Annotated in this window: 21 protein-coding genes; 7 read left to right on the top strand and 14 right to left on the bottom strand. The window is 36.6% G+C overall.

Annotated elements, in window-relative coordinates; translation table 11 throughout:
• Nucleotides 1-31: 31 nt before the first annotated feature.
• Nucleotides 32-1,705: a lactose/cellobiose PTS transporter subunit IIB gene (locus tag BUB96_RS03480; protein WP_073296511.1), complete on the bottom strand. Its 1,674-nt coding sequence runs from the start codon at nt 1,703-1,705 to the stop codon at nt 32-34.
• A 2-nt stretch (nt 1,706-1,707) separates the two neighbouring features.
• Complete coding sequence (locus tag BUB96_RS03475) at nt 1,708-2,025, bottom strand: PTS sugar transporter subunit IIA (protein ID WP_073296507.1); 318 nt, start codon at nt 2,023-2,025, stop codon at nt 1,708-1,710.
• Between the two features lie 214 nt (nt 2,026-2,239).
• On the opposite strand from BUB96_RS03475, the gene BUB96_RS03470 reads away from it, so the two are divergent.
• The 4 genes from BUB96_RS03470 to lacD are packed head-to-tail and all read left to right on the top strand — an operon-like array spanning nt 2,240 to nt 4,989.
• Nucleotides 2,240-2,998, top strand: a complete 759-nt coding sequence (locus BUB96_RS03470; protein WP_073296505.1) for a DeoR/GlpR family DNA-binding transcription regulator — start codon at nt 2,240-2,242, stop codon at nt 2,996-2,998.
• Nucleotides 2,999-3,028: 30 nt separating this feature from the next.
• Nucleotides 3,029-3,457 (top strand): galactose-6-phosphate isomerase subunit LacA, encoded by a 429-nt coding sequence (gene lacA, locus BUB96_RS03465; protein WP_073296501.1) that lies wholly within the window; start codon nt 3,029-3,031, stop codon nt 3,455-3,457.
• A gap of 13 nt (nt 3,458-3,470) precedes the next feature.
• A complete protein-coding gene (gene lacB / locus BUB96_RS03460) occupies nt 3,471-3,995 on the top strand; it encodes a galactose-6-phosphate isomerase subunit LacB (protein ID WP_073296498.1) in 525 nt (174 codons plus the stop codon).
• 4 nt (nt 3,996-3,999) lie between these two features.
• Nucleotides 4,000-4,989, top strand: a complete 990-nt coding sequence (gene lacD / locus BUB96_RS03455) for a tagatose-bisphosphate aldolase (RefSeq protein WP_073296494.1) — start codon at nt 4,000-4,002, stop codon at nt 4,987-4,989.
• Nucleotides 4,990-5,281: 292 nt separating this feature from the next.
• On the opposite strand, the gene BUB96_RS03450 is transcribed toward lacD, so the two are convergent.
• Nucleotides 5,282-5,650 (bottom strand): iron chaperone, encoded by a 369-nt coding sequence (locus tag BUB96_RS03450; RefSeq protein ID WP_073296491.1) that lies wholly within the window; start codon nt 5,648-5,650, stop codon nt 5,282-5,284.
• A gap of 181 nt (nt 5,651-5,831) precedes the next feature.
• Here BUB96_RS03450 and glyA point away from each other — a divergent pair, with 181 nt between their 5' ends.
• Nucleotides 5,832-7,052, top strand: coding sequence for a serine hydroxymethyltransferase (gene glyA, locus BUB96_RS03445; protein WP_073296486.1), 1,221 nt, complete (start codon nt 5,832-5,834; stop codon nt 7,050-7,052).
• Nucleotides 7,053-7,108: 56 nt separating this feature from the next.
• Here the strand turns inward: glyA and BUB96_RS03440 are convergent, their stop codons facing one another.
• Nucleotides 7,109-8,233 (bottom strand): glycerate kinase, encoded by a 1,125-nt coding sequence (locus BUB96_RS03440; protein WP_234945787.1) that lies wholly within the window; start codon nt 8,231-8,233, stop codon nt 7,109-7,111.
• 53 nt (nt 8,234-8,286) lie between these two features.
• The gene (locus BUB96_RS03435) at nt 8,287-8,997 is read right to left on the bottom strand and encodes a phosphatase PAP2 family protein (RefSeq protein ID WP_073296480.1); all 711 of its coding nucleotides are present in this window, start codon (nt 8,995-8,997) and stop codon (nt 8,287-8,289) included.
• Nucleotides 8,998-9,745: 748 nt separating this feature from the next.
• Between BUB96_RS03435 and BUB96_RS03430 the strand changes: the two genes are divergently transcribed.
• Together BUB96_RS03430 and BUB96_RS03425 are read left to right on the top strand one after the other, a co-directional pair.
• A complete protein-coding gene (locus BUB96_RS03430; RefSeq protein WP_073296477.1) occupies nt 9,746-10,789 on the top strand; it encodes a GMP reductase in 1,044 nt (347 codons plus the stop codon).
• A 256-nt stretch (nt 10,790-11,045) separates the two neighbouring features.
• Nucleotides 11,046-13,010 carry a S8 family serine peptidase gene (locus tag BUB96_RS03425; protein ID WP_073296473.1) on the top strand — a complete coding sequence of 655 codons (1,965 nt, stop codon included), beginning with the start codon at nt 11,046-11,048 and terminating at the stop codon, nt 13,008-13,010.
• A gap of 72 nt (nt 13,011-13,082) precedes the next feature.
• Here BUB96_RS03425 and BUB96_RS03420 read toward each other — a convergent pair whose 3' ends face one another.
• The 9 genes from BUB96_RS03420 to BUB96_RS03380 form a co-directional block, all read right to left on the bottom strand.
• A complete protein-coding gene (locus tag BUB96_RS03420; RefSeq protein WP_073296469.1) occupies nt 13,083-13,418 on the bottom strand; it encodes a hypothetical protein in 336 nt (111 codons plus the stop codon).
• Nucleotides 13,419-13,575: 157 nt separating this feature from the next.
• Nucleotides 13,576-14,559, bottom strand: coding sequence for an ornithine cyclodeaminase family protein (locus tag BUB96_RS03415; protein ID WP_073296465.1), 984 nt, complete (start codon nt 14,557-14,559; stop codon nt 13,576-13,578).
• Nucleotides 14,560-14,643: 84 nt separating this feature from the next.
• A complete protein-coding gene (locus tag BUB96_RS03410; RefSeq protein WP_073296462.1) occupies nt 14,644-15,555 on the bottom strand; it encodes a hypothetical protein in 912 nt (303 codons plus the stop codon).
• The gene (locus BUB96_RS03405; protein WP_073296459.1) at nt 15,542-16,483 is read right to left on the bottom strand and encodes an ABC transporter ATP-binding protein; all 942 of its coding nucleotides are present in this window, start codon (nt 16,481-16,483) and stop codon (nt 15,542-15,544) included. Before BUB96_RS03405 ends, BUB96_RS03410 begins: the two co-directional genes overlap by 14 nt.
• Nucleotides 16,480-17,670: a hypothetical protein gene (locus tag BUB96_RS03400; RefSeq protein ID WP_073296456.1), complete on the bottom strand. Its 1,191-nt coding sequence runs from the start codon at nt 17,668-17,670 to the stop codon at nt 16,480-16,482. Before BUB96_RS03400 ends, BUB96_RS03405 begins: the two co-directional genes overlap by 4 nt.
• A 15-nt stretch (nt 17,671-17,685) precedes the next feature.
• Nucleotides 17,686-18,888: a hypothetical protein gene (locus BUB96_RS03395; RefSeq protein ID WP_073296451.1), complete on the bottom strand. Its 1,203-nt coding sequence runs from the start codon at nt 18,886-18,888 to the stop codon at nt 17,686-17,688.
• Between the two features lie 181 nt (nt 18,889-19,069).
• Nucleotides 19,070-21,733 carry an SbcC/MukB-like Walker B domain-containing protein gene (locus tag BUB96_RS03390; RefSeq protein ID WP_073296448.1) on the bottom strand — a complete coding sequence of 888 codons (2,664 nt, stop codon included), beginning with the start codon at nt 21,731-21,733 and terminating at the stop codon, nt 19,070-19,072.
• A 111-nt stretch (nt 21,734-21,844) separates the two neighbouring features.
• The gene (locus BUB96_RS03385; RefSeq protein ID WP_073296445.1) at nt 21,845-22,138 is read right to left on the bottom strand and encodes an AAA family ATPase; all 294 of its coding nucleotides are present in this window, start codon (nt 22,136-22,138) and stop codon (nt 21,845-21,847) included.
• On the bottom strand, nt 22,135-23,277 hold the full coding sequence (locus tag BUB96_RS03380) for an exonuclease SbcCD subunit D (protein WP_073296442.1): 1,143 nt from the start codon (nt 23,275-23,277) through the stop codon (nt 22,135-22,137). The genes BUB96_RS03385 and BUB96_RS03380 overlap by 4 nt, the downstream gene beginning before the upstream one ends.
• Nucleotides 23,278-23,347 lie beyond the last annotated feature (70 nt).

Genomic DNA, 23,347 nt, shown 5'->3' with positions numbered 1-23,347 from the left:
ATAGCTCTTTTAGAAACTACTATTTTAGCTTTTAATTCTCATTTTCTTTATTTTTATTTAGTGCATTTAGTACGAATTTCATTGCCCCTTCTGGATTATTTGTTAATGAAATATATTGCTCTCCAGAGGTAGTTAACACTTCTGCTCCTACATTATCTGCATCTTTCTTCATGTCTTCATAGTTGGAAGAAACTTGAGGAGCTAATACAACTACATTAAAGTTTGATAGCATGTCTTGATGTTCTCCATAGGTACCAGCCGCTGAATGTAATGCAATATCGAATTGTTCGGCTGCTTTGTTCAATGAATTACTTAATAATCCACTTGTTCCCCCACCTGCACAAAGAACTAATACATTTGTTTCTTCATTACTAGATGTTTCTAAAGCCAAATCTTCTATGTCAACCTTGTCGTTTTCTTCTTCAACATCTTCAATATTTCTCATTTCTTCTTCAACTATTTGTTGATCATATATCTTAAAAAACGGATAATAAATTAATGCATCAATTATTAAAATTAACGGAGCTAGTATAAACGACAATTTATCGAAACCTGTCCCCATTATCAATCCTAAAGGTGCAGGAGTAGTCCAGGGTAATAGATATATAAATGCATTCATATTCAATACATCAACAAAGAACTTAAATAACCAAGTGTTTACCATAGGTGCTAAAATAAACGGTATAAAGAATACTGGATTCAAAATTAAAGGAGCTCCAAATAAAATTGGTTCGTTAACAGTAAACATTGTTGGAATAAATGAAGCTCGTCCTACAGCTTTATTTCTTTTTGATTTAGCCAAAAACATAAACATTAATGGTACAACGAATGTAGCACCTGTACCACCAGTTTGAGTAATAAAACTTTCAAAAGAAGGCGTTAGAGAATAAGTTGCCTGTTGCCCGCTCTGAAAAAGCTTTAAGTTAGCATCTAAATTTTGATAACTAATAGGTGAAATAGGAGGGCTCACTATTGAAGGACCATGAATACCAATAAACCAAAAAAATGAAATCGAACCAGCAATAGTCGACAATCCTAAGTAACTATCAGTTGCTGAAAATAATGGTTGAAATAATTCAATTACCGCTTGTGCGAAATTTACACCCATCAACTCTCTAATACCCGTATCTATTCCAAAAGCAATTAAAATGGTAACCGCAAATGGGAATAGATCCGCAAATGCTTGAGCAATATTAGGAGGAACTTCGTCAGGCATTGAAATCTTAATATCTCTACTTACAAAGAAGTTATATACGTTAACTGTCACAAAGGCAGAAATAAATGCAGCAATCAATCCTTCAGTCCCTAAAAAATCGGTCGCAAATCCACCCTCAATTGAATCAACTGACAATAATAAAAAACCTACGGATGAAGCAAGCCAAGTTGAAGTATCATTAATTTTATTCGTAGCTGGTAAATCTCGGTTAAAAGAGCTTGTTAGAGCTTTTGCTGTTGTACCTGAAACCAACAGGCCTAATACCCCCATTGAATAGTCATAAGGTTTATTTAGTAAATTAGCTATTGTGTCTGACCAGTAAAAACCAAATATGTTTGGAACATTTGATACTAGAATAAATAAACTAGAAAATAATACCACTGGCATTGTAACTAAAAAACCATCTTTCACAGCCCGCAAGTATTTATTCCTTGATAATTTTTCAAAAAATGGTTGAACTGTTTCAAGAGATTGAACTAATGTATTCATTCTCATTCCTCATTTCTATATATATTTAATAAATGTTGTAAAATATCTTTTAGCATTACTGTTGTCATTAAATGGTCTTGTCCATGTACAAATATAAAGCCAAGTTCAATATTCTCTCCACTTGCTTCTTTTGCTAATAATTCGGTTTGACTCTTATGAGCTTTAGTTAAACTAGCCTCCCCTTCTTTAATTAGTTTTTCTGATTCTTCCATCGAACCCCCATCTTTTAAATTATTAATAGCGTTTAAAAACTTTGATCGTGCCTCGCCCGAATAAGCAACAATCTCAAAACCTACCATAGCAACTTCTTCTTTATTCATTTTTACACACCTTTCAAAAGTTTTTGTTTTCTTTTGTTTTCTTTTGTTTGTTGTAAACATAATAAAACGATATAATTAAAATGTCAAGCGTTTACATCAAAATAACAAACTTTTATAATCCATTTGACATAATCTTTCAAAGAGGTTATTATATTTACATAAATATTGTTCGCTTCAAACATTTAAGCACAAAACAAAGTGATGGAGGTGTACGATTATTAAATCAAAACGACAAGAAGAAATTTTAAATTTACTAGATCAAAGCAACGTTATGAAAGTTAGCGATTTAGTAAAAGAGCTTGATGTAACAGATATGACCATCCGACGTGATCTGCAAGAATTAGAAGATCAAAATCTTCTTATAAGGATTCATGGCGGAGCTCGTAAATTAGATAATGGCTCTCTTCCATTCTTAGAATTAAGTCATAGAGAAAAGAGAGATATTAACCCTGATGCCAAAAATGAAATTGCTAAATTAATTGCTGCAAATATTCATGATCACGAGACTGTCTTCCTTGGTTCAGGATCAACTATAGAACTTGTTTACAATTATTTAGATTTGAACTATGCAAAAATTATTACAAACTCGATTTATGTTTTTGACCAATTCAAATATGATGATCGCTTTGAGCTAATTTTGACGGGTGGGACTTACCGATCGAAAACGGGTTCGTTTACAGGAACTATTGCAAATGATTTTATGGAAACTATTTACCTTGAGAAAGCTTTTATTGGTGTGAATGCGATTAATGACAATAAAGTATTCAATGCTAATGAAGATGAAGGCGTTATTCAACGGATCGTTCTAAATAATGCGCGTGAAAAGTATCTAGTGGCAGATAGTTTGAAGTTTAATAGCTTAGATTTTTATCAATTTTATGATTTAGATACGGCTGATTATTTAGTTACGGACAGTAAGCTTTCACCAGAGTTGAAAGAGAAATATTCAAATTGGGTTCAAATTATTAATTAAAATTAAACTTATTTTACAGGAGGATGGAGAATGAAGGTTTATTTAACCGCTGATAAAGATGGCCAAGAGTTGAAAAAGACTCTTGTAACCTATTTAACTGATGAAAATTATGACGTAGAAGATCTAACTGAAACACCTGCTGACGATTTCGTAGATTCAGCAAACTTACTTGTTCAAAAACTTATGGAAGATAAAGACGGTTTAGGAATTGCGGTAGATGCGTATGGTGCTGGTAGCTTTATGGCTGCAAACAAACATAAAGAAATTGTGGTTGCTGAAGTATCTGAAGAATGGTCAGGTCATATGACTAGAAGACATAATAATGCACGTATTATTACGTTAGGCAGTCAAATTGTTGGAACTGAACTTGCTAAAAGTGTTGCAAAAGCATTTGTGACGGCTGATTATGATGGTGGACGTCATCAAATCCGTGTCGATATGCTGAACGCTATGTGTTAGGGAGGATAAAAATATGAAAATTGCTATTGGTTGTGATCATATTGTTACAGATACAAAAATTGCTGTAGCTGATCATTTTAGAGAATTAGGTCACGATGTTATTGATGTTGGAACTTATGGATTTGTTCGTACTCACTACCCTATTTTCGGTAAAAAAGTGGGCGAACTTGTCGCTTCAGGTAAAGCTGACTTTGGTGTTGTTATTTGTGGAACAGGTGTTGGGATCGCAAATGCCGCAAATAAAGTTCCTGGAGTTCGCGCAGCCCTTGTTCGTGATATGGCAACTGCTAGGTATGCTCGTCGTGAGCTGGATGCGAATGTTATTGGTTTTGGTGGAAAAATTACTGGTGAACACTTAATTCGTGAAACAGTAGATGTATTCATTCATGAAGAATATCAACCAACTGAAGAAAACAAATCTTTGATTAAAAAAATTGATTCAATAGAGGGAGAATATAATTCAAAAGAGCAAAATGATGAATTATTCGATGAATACTTAGAAAAATGGGATGCAGGATATTATACGGATGAGGAGTAAAGAAATGTTAACACTATCTAAAAATAAAAAAAACGCAATGAATCGTCTGTCTGCAGAAGATGGATTTATTAAAGCATTGGCGATTGACCAACGAGGTGCAATGAATCGGATGTTTAGTGCCCTAAATGTTGAAGCAACACATGAAGAGATTGAACGTTTAAAAGAAATTGTTTCTGAAGAATTAACCCCCTATGCTTCATCTATATTATTAGATCCCATTTATGGTTTACCAGGCGCAAAAGCACGAGATGAAGATGCCGGATTATTACTCGCTTATGAAAAGACAGGGTATGACAATACTGTGCCCGGACGTTTACCCGATTTAATTGATGGTTTATCTGTGAAGCGTCTAATGGATGAAGGGGCCGATGGGATTAAATTGTTACTTTACTATGATGTAGATGAAAGTGACGAAATTAATGATCAGAAAAAAGCGTTTGTTGAACGAGTCGGTAGCGAATGTGTCGGTGAAGATGTTCCTTACTACTTAGAAATTTTAACCTATGATGTGGAGATCGAAGATGCTAAATCGCCAGAGTATGCAAAAGTAAAAACGCATAAAGTAAATGAAGCGATTAAAGAATTTTCTAAACCACAATATAATGTCGACGTTTTAAAAATGGAAACACCTGTAAATATGAACTTTGTTGAAGGATATTCTAAAGGGGAAGTTGTTTACTCCAAAGAAGAAGCTGCGAAAGCTTTTAAAGAACAAAGTGATAATACACACTTACCGTTTATTTTCTTAAGTGCAGGAGTCACTATGGAACTCTTTAATCAGACGTTAGAATTTGCGAATGAAGCGGGATCGAAATTCAATGGCGTACTTTGTGGACGAGCCACCTGGAGTGGCGTTGTTGAGCCTTTTGCAACAGAAGGTGAAGAAGCGGCCAGAGAATGGTTGCGTACAGAAGGTAAGAAGAAAATTACTGACTTAAACGAAGTCATCGAGCGTACAGCGACTTCATGGCATGGTATTGTAGAAGTAAATTAATTTAAAAAGCATTATCCATAATAAAAAGGAGTTTAGCATCACGGCTAAGCTCCTTTTTATTATAAATTGATATTATTGCTGCAGTAAGTTTTGGTATTTTAGTGATTCTTACCTCTTATATTTACATTAGTGATTTGATTGCCCTCACTCAATAGTTACAGAAAGCACACAAGTGAAAAAGAGCTAGCTAATAAATTCCCATTCTGTAAATAGAAAAGATATTCTAAAAAAATATACAGAATACTCCTAACGCTAAGCTAGCTCGTGTTTTACGAGGGGTTTTGTCTTCTTTTTAACGCCAAAACTTCGTATACCCTTCTTTATCTTCTATATTGTAGTCAATCAGTGTTCGTATTAAGTCATAGGGTATGGGATCTTCCCATTTAATTCGAATGATATTTTCTGTGTGGCTTAGATTTACTTCTTCAATGAGCGCTTTAAATTTTTGTATGGGTTTTACTTCCGGGGACATGGCAATATGGTTTTTTGAATGACTGAAACCTATGATATACGTGCCGTGATGTGTAAACATTGGTTGATTCCATGCAATACGTTTACTTAATTCTGGATAGACTTCTGACACCCACGCTAAAATTTCTTCCATTCGATCTCTATGTGAAATTTCATCGATTGACTCTAAATATTCTTTGAAATCTTCCATCAAAATCATTCCTCCTTTAATATTTTTCAGTTTAATTATACAGAAACCGTCCTCTTTATCGACTATTTTAGATTTTAAGGTCAAATTTGATTGGAATGTTCCTAAGTATTATCTATAATTAATGTACGAATTCTATTTTTTGTCAAAATGATATGAAATATACAAGAAAAGGTGATGGCAAATGTACGATCAAGAAATATTTGATGCGATTAAAAAAGAAACAGAACGCCAAGAACATGGAATTGAACTGATTGCTTCTGAGAATTTTGTTTCAAAAGGCGTCCTAGATGCTCAAGGAAGTATTTTAACAAACAAATATGCGGAAGGTTACCCTGGTCGTCGTTATTACGGGGGTTGCGAATTTATTGACATTGTAGAAAACTTAGCCATTTCACGCGCAAAAGAATTATTCGATGCGGAATATGCGAATGTTCAGCCGCATTCAGGTAGTCAAGCGAACATGGCGGTTTATCAAGCTTTACTTAATCCTGGCGATAAAATTCTAGGAATGAATTTGAATCATGGTGGACACTTAACGCATGGTTCTCGAGTAAATTTTAGTGGGAAATTATATAACTTTGTGGCTTATGGTGTAACGGAAGGCATCGAAGTGATTGATTATGAGGAAGTTCGTCGTATTGCTTTAGAAGAAAAACCTCAAATGATCGTTGCTGGTGCGAGTGCTTATTCTCGTTTTATTGACTTCAAGAAATTTAGAGAGATTGCAGATGAGATTGATGCGTATTTCATGGTAGATATGGCACATATTGCCGGACTTTGCGCAACAGGACATCATCAAAATCCTGTTCCTTACGCAGATGTTGTGACCTCTACTACTCATAAGACACTTCGTGGACCACGTGGTGGAATTATTTTAGCGAAAGAAAAATATGCGAAGAAACTAAATAGTGGCGTTTTCCCCGGTATACAAGGTGGACCACTCGAACATGTCATTGCAGCAAAAGCCGTCGCATTTTACGAAGCGTTACAACCTTCCTTTAAAGATTACATTGGACAAGTCGTCGAAAACGCGAAGGCGATGGTGGAAGTTTTTAATGAATCTGATTTTCGTGTCATTAGTGGAGGTACAGATAATCATTTAATGCTTTTAGATGTTTCGAAATACGGATTAAATGGAGATCAATTAGAGAAATTATTAGATGAAGTAGGTATCACCGTTAATAAAAATGCAATTCCATTTGATGAATTACCACCTACTAAAACAAGCGGTATCCGCATTGGAACGCCTGCTATTACGACTCGAGGTTTTAAAGTTGAAGAAGCCAAAGAAGTGGCTCGTTTAATTATTAAAGTAGCTGAAAACCAAGAAAACGAGAAGGCTTTAAACGAAGTAAAAGATGAAGTCAGAGCGCTAACTACACGAATTCCTCTATATAAGTAACAATCTATAATAAAAGCGAAGATTCTACTCTTAGAAGTAGAGCCTTCGCTTTTTATTTATAAATCAATTTCCAAAACTTCTGCTACATTATACGCAGTTCGTTCAATATTTCGATACGCATTGTTTAATGCTTCTTCCAAATTCGTCACTTCTGGCAGAATACTAAAAACAGCATCTATTCCATGTTTATAAACTTCTTCATACCCTTCGGAAATGGAACCGACAAGTGCAATCACAGGGATATTATATTTCTTCGCTATTTTAGCGACAATAATGGGTGCCTTACCAAATATCGTTTGATGATTCATTCCGCCTTCACCGGTAATCACGAAGTCCGCTGTTTTAATAGTATCTTCTAAAGCTAACATTTCAACAATCAAGTCGCCACCTTTACGTAATTCAGCACCTAGAAAAGCCAGCATGGCGGCACCCACTCCTCCAGCTGCTCCTGCGCCCGATTCATTTTCAATGTTTAGCCCTAAATCTTGCTGGATCACTTCTGAAAAATGCTTTAAATTCTGATCTAGTTTTTTAATTTCTTGTTCATCCGCACCTTTTTGCGGTCCATAGATAGAGGAAGCCCCACGGGGACCTGTTAATGGATTATCCACATCACATGCGACTTCAATCCTAACATCTTGTAACCTGGGATCTAGTTGTGAAAGATCAATTGTTGTTAGTTTACTTAAACCTGCACCACCGGAAGGAATTTGTTTTTCATCTTTGTCTAAAAATTTTCCGCCGAGGCTTTGAATCATCCCCGCTCCTCCATCATTTGTTGCGCTACCTCCGATGCCAATCAAGAGATGCTCTACACCTTCATCTAAAGCAGCACGGATTAAATCACCTAGTCCCCAAGAGGTGGTATTCATTGCATCTCGTTCATAATCTTCCAACAACTCCAAGCCGGAAGCGGCTGCCATTTCAAGAATGGCTTGTTTGCCATCTCCGGAAATTCCGTAAGCTGCTTTTATGTTTCGTCTCAGGGGATCCAATGCGTCAGCATGTTTAATTGATCCCGCTGTTGCATCCACCAGCGATTGAACTGTTCCTTCCCCGCCATCTGCCATGGGAACTTTTACATATTCCCAATCAGGAAAGACTTTCTTGAATCCCGCTTCTGTAGCATTAGCTACTTCTAATGCTGTCAAACTTTCTTTAAAAGAATCTGGTGAAATCACTATTCTTTTTTGATCAATGAATACCCCTCCTTACTTTAAATAATCTTTATGGTCTATTGGCTAAAATCTTTAAAGGAATATCGTTTTTTTGATTGGAAGTCTTCCCCAGTTAATTTCATTCCTAGAAAAGCAATCGACAACATCAACCACGCAAAACCTAAAGAAAAACCAGCAATAACGTCACTTGGGTAATGAACCCCCAAGTAAATACGACTAAGACCGATTATTAAAATTAAAAGCCCAAAAAAGATACCCAGACTCCACTTTATCGCTTCTGATTTAAAATATCGAAACGCTAAAAAAATTATCCCACCAAAAACAATAATAGAACCCATGGAATGGCCACTAGGAAAAGAATAGCCACTTTGTTCAATTAAATGATCAATTTCTTCTGGACGCACCCTTTGGTAAATATTTTTGATTCCACTATTTAATAAAGCGGCTCCTATTAGTACGGTCAATCCATACCATAGAACTGTCCGCCATTTTTTGGCAATAAATAAGACCAGCATCATCACTGCCGTAATCACAATTTGCCCTTCTACATCCCCTATTCGTGTAATGATTGTTGCAATGGAGGTTCGTAAGGGGGTTCGTAAATTATAAAATAAAGCTCCCACTCTATAATCTTGAGTCGTTATTCTTGTCCAATCAAATAGGCCAAACCCTGCTATTAATAAAAAAGGAACCGCTCCTATAAGTGCAGCAATCACTAAATTTTTTCTTATATTTTTCTCTGTGTTTTGTTTCTGATATTGATACATTCTATGTAAATCCTCCATTCAAAATATCTTATTTCTATTATACATCAGTCCTTCTATAAAATAGGGACTATTGATTCTATTCCAAAAAAACTGTTCCCTATAATTCTCATTATATACAAAATTCTGGGAAGGTAGAATTATTAGCTGTTGTATTTAATCTAAAGAGCATTCACGACACCACTTTGTAGTTTTCGTGCCGCAATGCGTTTCTTACGTTAAGTTATTCCGATTTTCTTTAACTAAGAACGCTCTTGCGGAAAGACTTTTCGTTTTTCTTTAATCAAGACGGCTCTTACGTCAAGACATTCCAATTATCTTTAACTAAGACGGCTCTTACGTCAAGACATTCTGATTATCTTTAACCAAGACGGCTCTCGCGTCAAGACATTCCAATTATCTTTAATCAAGACGGCTCTTACGTCAAGACATTCTGATTATCTTTAACCAAGACGGCTCTCACGTTAAGACATTCTGATTATCTTTAACTAAGAACGCCCTCGCGTTAAGACATTCCAATTATCTTTAACCAAGACTCATTTCAAATAAAGACATTCTAACTGTAGTCACAGTAAATCAACAAAGTTCCTTTTGTGTGCTTTTTTCTTTGACTTTTAGAGAACCTTTCTGTATAGTATCAAAGGGAATTAACTTTAGCCTCTCGGAATGCGCGTGATTAAGACACGACGTTTCGGGATTTTTTTTGTGCCATAGTTACCCCCTAAAATATTTTGAGGAGCGTTTACTTTCAATGAAAGTTTTCGATTATGAGGATGTTCAGTTAATTCCAGCTAAAGGAATTGTAGATAGTCGTTCGCAAGTTGATACGTCAGTAGAATTTGGAAATCGTCGTTTTAAATTACCAGTGGTTCCTGCAAATATGCAGACTATTGTTGATGAAGATTTATCCATCTGGCTCGCAGAAAATGATTATTTTTACATTATGCATCGTTTTGAAGAAGAAACGAGAAAAGATTTTATCAAAACAATGCGCGAAAAAGGTTTATTTGCTTCAATTAGTTTAGGAATTAAAGATGCTGAATATGACTTTGTAGATGAATTGGTCGCTGAAGATCTTGTTCCTGATTACATTACAATTGATGTTGCACACGGGCATTCAGATCGTGTGATTAAAATGATTAAATATGTAAAGAAAAATATGCCAGACGTTTTCTTAATTGCTGGTAACGTAGCTACTCCTGAAGCTGTTCGAGACTTAGAAAATGTTGGGGCTGACGCAACAAAAGTTGGTGTGGGTCCTGGTAAAGTTTGTACAACAAAATTAAAAACAGGCTTTGGTACGGGTGGATGGCAATTAGCTGCTCTTTCACGTTGTTCTAAAGTAGCACGTAAACCATTAATTGCCGATGGAGGCGTTCGTACGCATGGGGATATTGCAAAATCCATTCGTTTTGGAGCTTCTATGGTTATGATCGGATCCTTATTTGCTGGACATGAAGAATCTCCTGGCGAAACGGTTGAAATTAATAATCAAAAATTCAAAAAATACTTCGGTAGTGCATCCGCACAACAAAAAGGTGAACACCGTAATGTGGAAGGTAAATCAATGCTTGTTCCTTTTAAAGGTAGCATTCAAGATACCCTCACAGAAATGCAACAAGATTTACAATCTTCAATCTCTTATGCTGGTGGCGATGATCTTGATGCTATCCGTAAAGTAGACTATGTGATTGTTAAAAATTCTATTATGAATGGTGAAAGTTACAACGCAAGCGGAATCGGTGGCTTTGATGTCCCTGAGAGCTTTGCTTCATCAAACTTTTCACAACCATAAATAAAATCTAAAATTTAAATGAATAGAGTGTAGACGGAGTTTTTTCTGTCTACACTTTTTATTTTTTCAAAATTTAAATATAAATAGACCTTCTCCTTAAATTACCAAACCTTTTCTTTCCTATTCCTTAACAAATCAAATATAATAATTCTAAATAAGAAGTAACTAGCAACTTTTATATTACAAAATTATTACAATTTCTGTTACACGTATGTTATACTTTATTTAGTCGTATTCCAGAGGGAGGAGGGGCAGAATGAACAGAAAACAACCATTTTTACATAATTTATTAATTGTTGGATTAGTTTTGATGTTTGCTGTACCCCTTTTTTCAAGTGAGGAGTTATATCTTTTAAATTTCTTGCCTTTTTCCACAGAATACGCAGAATCCTTCAGTACTTCTAAGGAAAAACTAGGTCCGCTTCTTGTTCAAGCGGAAGAAGCTACAGATGCTCCTCAAGACATAGAGGATATGGAGGAAAAATTTTCTCCAAATACCTCTAACCTCCATCCCCAATGGAATCATAACATGATGAATATTGGTCAAGCTTGGGCAGATGGCTATACAGGGGCAGGGGTTTCAATTGCGGTTCTCGACACGGGCTTCTTTCTTCAGCATCCAGATAGCTCAATGAGTGGCGGTTATTCTGTATTTGCGGATGATCCTTGGTCAAATGACCATTCCGGACATGGGACACATATTGCGGGAATTATTAGTGCTCAACGTGGTTCGACTTATCAAGGAATTGCGCCAGATGCCGAAGTTTTTGGAATTAAAATTTATCATGAAGACGACGTGAATGAAGAAGGTGCTGTTTCTACAGATGTTAGAAGTGTCATTAAAGGTATTCAACATTCCATTGACCTTGATGTGGATATTATTGTGATAAGTTCCGGCTTAAGTCAGGATGATGCGGAATTATATGAAATAATTAAAACAGCTCATGATCAAGGAATTATGATTATTGCGGCTTCTGGAAACGGCAAAACAACAGTGAATTATCCTGCTCACTATAATGAAGTTATTGCCGTTACTGCAGTCGATGAAGAATTAAATCCTGCTTTAGATATTATTTATGGAAAAGAAAATGAATTTAGTGCACCAGGAGTAAATATCGGAGGCCTTTCTATTCCTGATAGCTCTTATAGTTATCCTTATATTTTTATGAGTGGTTCTTCTCAGGCAGCTCCGCATGCAGCTGGCTTAGCAGCTATTTTGATGCAAAAATATGGTACACGCGGGGAAGAGATTCGTAAAATCATGCAAAATCAAGCGCTAGACATTGGAGATTCAGGTTTATTTGGCCATGGTTTATTGCAGTATGTCTCAGATGAAGAAGAAAAAAATAATGAACTTGTCCCTCCAGAAGATGAAGACGAAGAGATCGTGACTCCTGATGAAGAGGAAAAAGAAGCCGAAGACGAGCAAGAAGAACCTGAAGAAGTGAAAAAGCCTTCTTCCTCTCGAGAAGCGGATGTTGAAGAAACAGAGAGTGCGGATGATTTAGCAGAGTTTTACCAAACAGATATTATCCCTGGAGAAGAGCTTGGAACACTCGAAAGGAATATTTTAGCTTTAGTTGAAGACAAAGGGACCTTACAAATTAATATGGGGGATATACAAGCTTTGTTTTTAACTAAAAATCAGCTTTCCCAGATTCGAAATCGAAATATATCGCTCATTCTTGCAAAAGAAGACGTTTCTTGGACTATTCCTCCTGCAAACTTTGTGCCTGGTGAAGCCATTTTAAGATTTTATGAAGGAGCTCCTATCGGTGTAGAACGTTATCAGGAATCTTCACAAGGAATCTACACTATTTCTATTTATCAGCAAGGGACTCGCCATGATGCTTACCCTGGTTTGATGAAAGTCAGTTATGATACTGAGCATTTTAATATGGATGGACTTCTTGCGTTACGTCCATGTTATTGGGATAAAAAAGAGAAAAAATGGTTACATGCCGATAGTGAAATTGAGAATGGACGCTTTGTTTTGGAAACTAAACACACGACAGCTGTAGGTTTCTTGGATCCTAAATTAGTTGCGGCTACGGCACAAGATCACTCTAACGAAAAGGATGAAAGCATCTCCAAAGAAGAAGTGGAAGAAAATACCCTTCAAACAATGTATGGCGGAATAATGGTGGGTGTTGGACTATTTATTCTATTATTATTAGGAGTTGGGCTTTTCATTCGCTGGAACAATAAAAAACAAGAATAATTTCTAATCAAAAAAGAGTTGATTCTAATGGGCTTATTGCTCCTAATAGAATCAACTCTTTTTGTTTATCCTTTAATAGTGATAACGATATCGCTGCCCACCGCTATTTCGCAAACGGAAGATAATCGGATTGGCTATCCCTAATCCAATAATTCCTATAAATAAATATAAGGTCAAATTGTCTGGTGTTTGTTCAAATAATTCGACTAAATTACTTTCTGTATAAAATAAAACGGCTGCAATGACGACTTCAATGATTGAAACAGTTAATACTGTGACAAAGTTGATATTACTATTTCGTCCTCTTGGAATAATGGACAAAATAAGGAAAATCGCTAAAATAGCAAGCATGACAATGAATATAGGTCTAAAATTTGTCAGCACCGCTTGTTGAATAAGAAGTTGCATAGCATCCCTTCCTCTTTTAGATTTAATGTATATTGTAAACCTTGTTAAAGGTAATTACAAATAAATTAAGAAGCCCCTTTTTTAAGTAAGTGTTCCCTTCTTGATAGATAACAGAAGCGTCTACAATTCGATTAGTAAACATTCTTTGAGAAATTTCTTAATCTGATGTCTTCGTTCCAACAGTTTTGGCTTTGTTAAAAATAGACTGAGTGGTCATTAAATCTTGTGCAGCGATACCGACTGTTTTAAAAAATATAATTTCTTCATTATTCTCTCTGCCCTTAATTGTATGATTAATCACTTGACCAATATCTCCAGTAAATTTTTCTTTCGTGACTTCTCCTTTTTCTAAAGGTATCAATAAATCTCCGGCTTCAGATAGAACCGCTTCTTCTGAATCAAAATAAATTTTACTCGCACGTTGTAATAATTCAGATGGTATTTCTTGCATATCTGGCTGAAATGACCCGACTCCAGAAATTGTAGCGCCTGCTTTCACTTTCTTTGCATCGAATACTGGTTTTTTTGAAGGGGTTACTGTAATAATTAAATCCGCATTATCTATCGCTTCATTTCCACTACTTACGGCAAAGATCTCTGTTTTATATTGAGAAAGCTCTAATTTCATTTTTTCAACAAAGGCCTCCGCTCGTTCAATATCTAAATCCGCCACGCGAACTTCTTTTAAATTTTTTGCCTCTAGCATAGCTTCTAATTGTGTGGCTGCTTGCCCACCAGTTCCTATCAATGCCCCAATTTCACAATTTTCTTTACCGAGCATTTCAAAGGCAACCCCGCTTGCTGCACCTGTTCGTAATTGTGTCACATACGTCCCATCAACCATACCATCGATTACGCCTGTTTCAGTATTCATGACTAAAACTTGAGCATTAATTGAAGGGATATCTTTCTGAACGTTCTCAGGAAACATGTTTATAACTTTCACACAAGAAGCATCGTATTCCTTACAATACGCTGGCATACATAAATAGGTTCCTGTTCCTTCCTCATTTTGAATCTGAGTCCTTAATGGAACATCAACCTTTCCTTGTGAGAATAAGGAAAAAGCATCTTTTACAGCTTCCATACATTCTTTCATTGAATAGAATTCTTTTATTTCATCTTTTGAAATAATTAGCACAGTAAATCCTCCTAATAAGTTAGTTCATCCTAATATATCACCCTTATTATTTCTCAAAATAGATTATTATACAAAGATTTCCTCTTATTTTTCAACAACTCGCTTCAAGATTAAAGAAGAAACTAAATTCGGATAGATCTTGTCCCCCTCTTGTAAATCAATCTGAATAGGATCGATTTCAGGAGTTTCTTCGGGTACTTCTTCAATTTCCTCTTCATCTACATTATAAATTATCTCATTCAACGTTAGTTCAAAAACTCGTGGTTCTTCTCCTTCTCGAAACAAATATAACTCCGTGCTCTGCGGGGCAAAGACATCCAGCACTTCATAAGTCCCCGCCTCTAAATGAAGCCCCACTTCATAGATACCCGCTTTCAAATGTACAATATCTCCATCCTGGGTTAGGGGTTGTTCAACCCCAATACGACCTAGATTTTCCAAAACTTGGGGAGGATCCATTAATTGATAGGGATTCTCCGGGAAATTTTCTGTGTAAAAAACCGATATCTCCGCGTCATTTCCGATGATCTCAATCGTATGTCCTGGGCGAAAATCTACTTGGGCAACCAGAGGACCATATAAGGAATGGAACAGGTTTTCAAAATAAATTTCTCCTTGTTCGTCATAAATTTTTAAATTTCCTACATGGACTTCATAATTGTCAGAAGCAAAGGCACTTCCATTTCCTAAAAGAGAAACACGGCCAGCGGGCAGGTCCTCACCAATCTTATAGTTGCTGTCTGTTAGCAGAACCGGTTCATTTTCTGAATAATCCAAACTCGGCTGGTAAATATCTTCACTGAAAGGGTAACGAAAGTAATATTCTTTCTCCTCACCGCTGATTTCTCCGGTTTTTTCATAGGTTGCAATAGCTTCTTCATCCGGCTCAACCGGTTGCCCGTCATATAGAGGTTGGCGCAGACCCATGAAAGAACTACATCCGCTTAAAACTAACCCCGTACTTAAACCAAGGACTAAGCGATTAAACTTCTTCATGTGCTTCTTGCCCCCTATCAAAGGAATAAATCCGTAAACCATATAAATAAGAATAATATTCAGAAGTGCCTAAAGGTGAAATCTCAATACTTTCAGCATTAAGTTCGCGTAATTTTTCATAAAGCTTACGATCTTGTTCTGGGGTTAAGTCTGCGATTGGGATACAGAGCACTTGATTGCTTAAATGAAGAGTATTCTCTGTTAGATAGTCTTCATTTTCTAGCTGTTTCACTTGTGCATCATTAACGATAATTTTATAGAAAAGTGGACGTTCTTCATTTAAATCATTAATACGATGGAGTTCTTTATCTTTTAAGAAAAAGACTTTGTCCGCATATTCATCTAAATTATCTAATAAATGAGAGGCAATCATCACGATTTTTTTATCTTGTCGTAATTCAATTAACACATCAGAAACTAAAGAAACATTTTCTGGGTCTAAACCATTCATCACTTCATCCATAAACATAATCGGCGTATCTGCAGCAACCATCATTGCAAAACACAAGCGTTGCCGCATTCCTAATGAATATTCCTGTACTTTTCGATCGACATAATCCTCCATTTGAAGACGGGTGATAATTTGATCGACTTCTTCTCTTCTCCCCGACCAAATTTCGGCATACATTTCAATATGTTCTCTCCCAGAGAAATTCTCAAATAAATCGGATTGATCAGGGAAAAAAGTAATTTTTTGATGGAGAGCCAGCACGTCTTTATCGCTTGCAGTATATTCTTTTCCGTCTACAAAAATTTGCCCTTCCTTTACTTGGATAAAACGCATAATTGCATTAAAGAGGGTCGTTTTCCCAGTACCATTGGGCGCAACAAGTCCAATTAATTGCCCCTCTTCTAGTTGAAAGGATATATCTTTTAATACTTCAAAATCACCGTAAGAAACGGATAAATGTTTAATCTCTAATGTCATGCTTGTTCTCTCCTTTGTAAGCCTGAAGTTGCTGTTGGGATATATGAAAAGACTTTACTAAACACCCACTCGAGGGCTAAAATGATGACGCCATAAAGAATGAATCCTTTCCACCATACCACGCCGCTTAATCCGGTATTTGCAGCGACTGATCCATCTAACACTCCGAATATATTCAGATACAGGCTAGGTTGCCACGAGCTGAATGCTGGCAGAAAATTCCACATTTGCGGAAGCAAGAAAAGACTTGTCACGAGTAGAATCGTGAGATAGAAATTGCGGAAGACCCAACTGAGACCGGTCGTGATTAACAGTAAAATATAAGATAAAAACAGGGTCATCATCACGGTTATGAGCAGGTACTGCCATAAGGGGACATAATGAACGGCGCCTTTTTGAAAGAGAGCCGTTGGATAATTGAAACTGCCGCTCGTTTCCATGCCTAAGCTGACGAGATAACTGATGGCTGTACCGACAAGTGTTGTTAACCAAAATAGGCCAGCTAAGAAGCCACTACGCAGGCGCCATTGTGTTTTCCATGGAATCGGCCATCCTTGAGTGGCACTCCAATGTTCTTCTTGATCTTTTGTAAAATGATCGGCTGCCAAAATAGCAATTAGCAAAAAGAGGGTGAGACCGGATAAAAGTTCTAGTTCTCCTTTCGTCATTTGGGACGCGGAGTAAGGATTCCATTCAATATCTAACCCACTGGCTTCTAACTGATCATAAAAACGCTCTTGTTCGAGAACTTCTTCTAACGGTGGCAAATAAGTATCTACAAGCAAATCATAGGATTCAAATTCTTCTGCACCATACAAAAATATATTGTTTTCTACGATAGTTCGCCCGTTTTCTATGTAATCGGGTAAAGCAGCCATTCCCTTGATTTCATTTCCACTGCGTTGACTTAAGATATAACGATTAACCCCTAAAGCTACAGAGTTACTCCCTAGGGCTTTTTGGACTTCCTGTCCCAATTCGCTGTCAAAATGACTTTGAGGAATGAGTCGGTAAATTTGTCGTTCATCTTCATACTCTTCGCTCATCTCAATAGCTGGAAACGTCACATTTTGTTGTCGATAGAGTAAGGAGAACGAGCCAAAAAAGACTAAAAATAAGGCAAGTAAGATTCGTGTTTTCCAATCTCTAAGGATTCTTAAGCCATTCCATTTTGCAATTTTTTTCATTTTCATTCTCCTCCTCTAACTCATAAATTTTTGTCGGGTCATTTTTTTGGAAGATCCATAGATAAAACCTTCTGTAATTAAAATTGTGGCTCCTAATACAAGTAACCCTTTCGTGTAAAGATTAGGGATGGCGACTAGTTGTTGTTGTTCCAATCTTCCAGTCAAGACTTTCCCAAAATCGATATAAGTTTGGGGAAAAATACTGAGATCTACTTCTGCTAATTCAGCTGAATCTCTTCCATAGTAAAGAGTTTGAAAGAGTATTAAAAACATTCCAAGGACCATTGTGACCACAGATTGTTTTGTCCAAAGGCTTAGAAGCGTGTTCAACCGAGTAAATAAATAGCCCAATAGCAATAAGTACGGCAGAGCTTGCAATAAAAAACGTCCTAGAGTTTCTACTTGATAATTCTCTTGATTTAAAAAGCCCAGCTCAAAATTTGGATCATAGTGGCCAATGGGTAAAGCAAATGAACCGAAACCATAAAGTAAACCATTCACTAAAAAGAAGACTCCAAATAAAAAGAGATAAAAGAGACTTACAAAACAAAAAGCCGTTAGCGCTTGAGTGAATGAATATTTTTGCCAACTCATTGGTATCCCTATTTTTTGGGTTTGTAAGGAGCGATCTTTTACATGGACATCGCTAATTAAAAAGACTAAACCTAAAAGTAAAAGGACAGGACCTAAACCAATTAAAAAAAGATGAATTTGTTGTAAGCTTGTTCGATCATGGACAATGTGGAAGGACAAAGGCTCAACCTCATCCTGATAGACTTTATTTTTCACTGTTTGATAGGGCTGTTCTAATTCATACCCAAAAACATTAAACACCAATTGTTCTAACCCACTTGCTTCTCGTTCGGTTGCAGTAGTTGGTCGATAATCAATCTCAATATAACGTTTAGCATCGCCTTGTTTGAGTGCAGTGAGTAGTTCTCTTTGAGCCACGGATTCACGTCGCCACTGATCATAGGCGGTGGTTCCTGTCAAGACATTAGGAACAATCAGTCCCTCATCCAAAGCTTCTTCAAACTGAATAACATTTCCTGTCATTTCACGTTCCATCATTTCGATATCTACTTCAACGTCTCCCGAAATCTTAGGAACAAGGAATAATGAATAAATAAGAACAAGCGCTGTGGTTAGAGCCATAAATAATCGATTCTTCTCACTTCGCCACATGTATTTGACTGTTTCTCTGATTACTTGTGTCATATTTTTAATCCTCTCACTTTCGATCCTTTCTGCAAACCCTGTAACTTGAAAAATAACAATATTCAATTAATGTTGCAGCTTTCTGTTGTATTGAATGAATTCTCGTTGTCGCAAGACAATCTTCTCGATATTTTCTCATAAAAACAAGCCATTTTAGATTTTGACCATCTTAAACCGAAACCTATTTTATTTCAATACGTGCGTGACTTCCTTCTTTTTTATTCTCCACAAGAATTCTTGCGGGTATTCGATCTTTCAACTCATCCACATGGGAAATAATACCGATTAACCGGCCGGACTCTTGTAATTCCATCAGGGTTTCAATTGCATTTTCTAAAGAATCAGCATCCAATGTGCCAAACCCTTCATCAATAAATAAAGTATCTACGCGCACACCACCTTGTTGACTCTGAATAATATCACTTAGTCCAAGTGCCAAAGAAAGTGCAGCTTTAAATGTTTCTCCACCTGAAAGAGTTCGAACGCTTCGTTCAAGACCTGAGTAGCGATCAAATACATTCAATTCTAATCCGTCTGCAGCACCACCCTTTGTTTTCTCTTCTCGACGAACAAGTTCAAAACGATGATTGGTCATTTTTTCAAAGCGTTGATTCGCAGCAATCAAAATTTCTGAAAAGTAGATACTTAAAACATAGCGTTCAAAAGAAACTCGATTCGTTCGGTTAGTCGAACCATTCGCGACTTCCGATAATTCCTTATAAATAGCTAGTGGCTTCAGTAACTCTTTACTGCTTTCATAATTTTTCTGGATCTCTTGGTGAGAGTTCTCTAAACGGCTTGTCTTTCGGATAATCTTTTCACGGATATCCTCCGCTTCATTTTTTAACGCTTGTATTTTTTCTAACTCCTCTTCCAACTCAGCTACAGCAGGAGCATCTTCCCCATAAACCTTTAATTCCTCTTCCACTTTTACAAGTTGTTGATGCGTATAAGAAACTTCATTTTCATACGTCTTTATTTGTTGCTGATACGCCTCCACGGCACCCTGTTCTAATAAATAATCCGTATAATTTTGATCCATTTCATGTTCTTGTCGTTTCTTTTCATAAATTTCTTTTTGCTTCGTTTCTTTTTCCTCGTTTTGATTTTGCTGCTCTTTTAACATCTCAATCGATGTTGTCACTTGAGATTGTTCAATTTCTTTCTTATTCAAATTTTCCCGAATCCACACAGCTTTATTTTCTATTTCTTTGATCGTTTGTTTCTCTTCATCCATTTTACGTTCAACTTTACTTGCCGAAGTATGAGTCAACTTTTTCTCTATAACCCGAATATCTTCCGCAAATTTTTCAATTTGTTCGAGAAGTATTTGTTGGTTCATTTTTTCTTTTTGGATATTTAAGGCATTCGTTTGGCTCATCTGTTGCGTCGTTTCCAAATATTTTCGCCATTGCCCTTCTTGAGAAATATGATTTTCAAGTTCACGGATTGCTGTTTGAGTCTCTTGCAGGCTACCTTTTAACTTCTGCTCTTTGTTGGAAGCTTCCTTCAGTCCCTCTAAGTACTCTCCTTCGAAAGGACCAAGTAAAGCCTTTTGTTCATTTATTTGTTGTTCGGTTTGCTTAATTTCTGCCATAATCTGAGTGCAAGCTGTTTGATCTTTATTTTTCGTTCGTTCATAAGCTTCAAGTTCCGATTTTGTTATTGCCTTCTCGTCCCTTTTAGCTGGATGAGGATGATGGACAGAGCCACAGACCGGGCAAGCTTCTTCGTCGACCAACTCGAGCGCAAGAATCCCCGCTAAGTTCCCAAAATACTGTTGTCGAGCTTGATCATATTGTTTTTGTGACTTATGTAATTGTGTGCTCAATTCTTGATCTTTTTTGAGCTGTTGAGCCAAAGTATCTTGTAGATGAAGCAACTTGTCGAAAAGTTCTTTTTCTTGTTGGTTTTTATGAAGCTCTTCTTCAATCTTTACTAATTCTTTTCGCTTCTCTTCAAGATGCATACGCTGCGTGGAAAGTTCGTTTAATTGTACCGAAAGACTTTGAATATCCTTTGTATAAGTCTCAGTATTTTTCTCCAAAGATTTAATTTGTACGGTTACTTCTTTTTGTTCCTTTTCAGCCTTTACAATTGCTTCACTCAATTGATCACGTTCTTCAAAAAGGGTTCGCTCCCCTTCTAGTTGTTTGATCGCTTCGCGAATGACTTCTAATTGAGATTCTGCTTCTTTAGAATTTCTTTGTTCATTTAGAAGATGCTTGTGCTCTTCATTTATCTGAATTAACTTTTTTTGTTTTTCTTCTAACTGCTGGGTTAATTTTACTCGTTCGCTTTCTAATTCTTCTAACTTATCCTGTTCTCCTTTAATTTCACGTGCTTGGTCATTTTGAATAAGGGCTTTTTGAAAGGTTTGAATTTCAGCGGAACGTTCAGAGAGTTCCTTTTCTTTCAATTTCAGTGCTTGGTGTTCTTTTAATTGTTGAATCCAACGCTCATTTTTTCGCTCAAGTTGTTCAAATTGGCTGATTTCTTGTTTCTTTAAGGTTAGGACGCGATTTTTTTTATCTATTCGCTCAGCTAATAAATTTAAAATTTTCTCGTAATCTGTCTTTTCTATCGCTTCCGCTAACTCATCTTCAGAATCATATTCAATATTAATTAAAGACTGGTCAAGTCGCGTACCATACTCTTCGTAGGCTTTATTTAAGTCGCGGGCTTTAACCCGTAGATTTTCTTGGAAATTTTGAATCGTTTCGGTCCCAAAAATATTTCTAAAGATATCTTCTTTTTCGCGACTGTTTGAAAGAAGTAATTTTCGAAACTCCCCTTGGGGCAGTAAAACGATTTGGCGAAATTGTTCATAGGATAAGCCTAGCAAATTCTCAATCGCTTGATCTGCTTCAGTTCCTGTATCTAATAATTCTTCTTCTTTATAAAATTCTACTTCTCGTGCTTGGTTGATTGGGTTTCCTCTTACGCCTGGGCCTTTTTATTTTGGAATCCGTTTAACTCGATAACTGGTAGTTCCCATCTCAAAGGTTAATTCGACAGAACAAAGATCTTCATCCGTCGCAAACTGTGATTTCAACATATCCGTTTCACGCACGCTGCTACTTGCTTTATTGTAAAGCGCGTAAGAGATTCCATCGAAAATTGTGGTCTTTCCTGCACCAGTTTGTCCTGAAATCAAATAAATGGAGGAAGCATTGAATTTAGTAAAATCCAAATCCACTTTTCCTCGGTATGGGCCAAATGCATTCATCACTAAACGTGTAGGTCTCACTGAGCATTCCCTTCTTTCCTTACTTCTTCAAGTACTTGGATGACCGCCGTTTGATGTTCCTCATTTAACGGCATCCCAATATGCTCCTCATAAAAATCTGCAAACAATTCATCTAAACGCAGCTTTTGAATATTTTCCTTTGAATGGTACAATTCCAACTGCTCATGCTCTTTATGATTCACATATTCTAATCCCATCGCATTCGGATAGTGCTTCCGCAACTGATTCATCGCATCCACCACATAAGCCGTATCCTCCAACTCAAAAAAGATATAATCCTTGGAGGACTCTTTTAAAATTTCTTCAAAAAATCCTCGAATGACTCGCAAATTCTTTGATACCTTAATTTCATGCGACTCCACCTCAACGCCCGCTTTAGAAAGTTCCACCACTAAATGCTGTTTCTTATGCTTCGCTTCGGACTTTGAATATTTAAGAGGCGAACCACTATAACGCACCTGCGCACTTTTTACTTTTTGCGCCTTATGAAGATGCCCTAAAGCTACATAATCAAACGCCTCCACTAACTCCACCGGCACATACTCCACCGTACCAATGGTCAATGGCCGCTCAGATTCTGACTCTTCCGGCACCTCACCCGTTTTCGTATTCATCACAAAGCCATGGTACAACAACACATTTAGCTCTTCTTCGTTCCATCCTTCGGCAATGACTTCAAGTTGAGCTTTTAAGGCATCTTCTGGAGTACGAATAGTGTCATCGTTTAACACTTGACGAATATTGCGCGGATCATCATAAGGGAGCAAGTAAAAATTGGTGTCTTTTATTTTTACTTTTCGGATTTGTTCTTTCGTCGTCCCTTCAATAAATAGATTCCCTGCGGAGAAAAGCTCTGAACCATACTCAATGCGTTCATTGCTATCATGATTTCCTGCAATAACCAGAAGTGGAATTTTTAAATCTTGGGTAATTTTCGTAAAGACACGATTAGCTAACGAGACCGCTTCTTTTGGTGGGAGTGCCCGATCATATAAATCTCCCGCCATAATTACAACATCGATCTTCATGTCTTCGAGTTCTTCCATTAAACGATTCAAATATTCTTCTTGCAAATCTAGCATCGAAAACTCATTCACAATTTTTCCAAGGTGCCAATCTGCTGTATGTAAAATTCGCATATCGCTACTCCGTCCTAATTTAATCTTATTTTAATGATAACAAAAATATTCCATGCTCAAACATTATATT

Source organism: Atopostipes suicloacalis DSM 15692 (assembly GCF_900129085.1).
Taxonomy (GTDB): domain Bacteria; phylum Bacillota; class Bacilli; order Lactobacillales; family Carnobacteriaceae_A; genus Atopostipes; species Atopostipes suicloacalis.
Note: the sequence above shows the minus strand (reverse complement) of the source record. Positions and strands in the feature narration are given on the sequence as shown.

Coding starts and splice junctions, on each gene's coding strand:
- BUB96_RS03480 (WP_073296511.1), bottom strand. CDS start 1,705: ATGAATACATTAGTTCAATCTCTTGAAACAGTTCAACCATTTTTTGAA.
- BUB96_RS03475 (WP_073296507.1), bottom strand. CDS start 2,025: ATGAATAAAGAAGAAGTTGCTATGGTAGGTTTTGAGATTGTTGCTTAT.
- lacA (WP_073296501.1), top strand. CDS start 3,029: ATGAAGGTTTATTTAACCGCTGATAAAGATGGCCAAGAGTTGAAAAAG.
- lacB (WP_073296498.1), top strand. CDS start 3,471: ATGAAAATTGCTATTGGTTGTGATCATATTGTTACAGATACAAAAATT.
- lacD (WP_073296494.1), top strand. CDS start 4,000: ATGTTAACACTATCTAAAAATAAAAAAAACGCAATGAATCGTCTGTCT.
- BUB96_RS03450 (WP_073296491.1), bottom strand. CDS start 5,650: ATGGAAGATTTCAAAGAATATTTAGAGTCAATCGATGAAATTTCACAT.
- glyA (WP_073296486.1), top strand. CDS start 5,832: ATGTACGATCAAGAAATATTTGATGCGATTAAAAAAGAAACAGAACGC.
- BUB96_RS03435 (WP_073296480.1), bottom strand. CDS start 8,997: ATGTATCAATATCAGAAACAAAACACAGAGAAAAATATAAGAAAAAAT.
- BUB96_RS03430 (WP_073296477.1), top strand. CDS start 9,746: ATGAAAGTTTTCGATTATGAGGATGTTCAGTTAATTCCAGCTAAAGGA.
- BUB96_RS03425 (WP_073296473.1), top strand. CDS start 11,046: ATGAACAGAAAACAACCATTTTTACATAATTTATTAATTGTTGGATTA.
- BUB96_RS03420 (WP_073296469.1), bottom strand. CDS start 13,418: ATGCAACTTCTTATTCAACAAGCGGTGCTGACAAATTTTAGACCTATA.
- BUB96_RS03410 (WP_073296462.1), bottom strand. CDS start 15,555: ATGAAGAAGTTTAATCGCTTAGTCCTTGGTTTAAGTACGGGGTTAGTT.
- BUB96_RS03405 (WP_073296459.1), bottom strand. CDS start 16,483: ATGACATTAGAGATTAAACATTTATCCGTTTCTTACGGTGATTTTGAA.
- BUB96_RS03400 (WP_073296456.1), bottom strand. CDS start 17,670: ATGAAAAAAATTGCAAAATGGAATGGCTTAAGAATCCTTAGAGATTGG.
- BUB96_RS03395 (WP_073296451.1), bottom strand. CDS start 18,888: ATGACACAAGTAATCAGAGAAACAGTCAAATACATGTGGCGAAGTGAG.
- BUB96_RS03380 (WP_073296442.1), bottom strand. CDS start 23,277: ATGCGAATTTTACATACAGCAGATTGGCACCTTGGAAAAATTGTGAAT.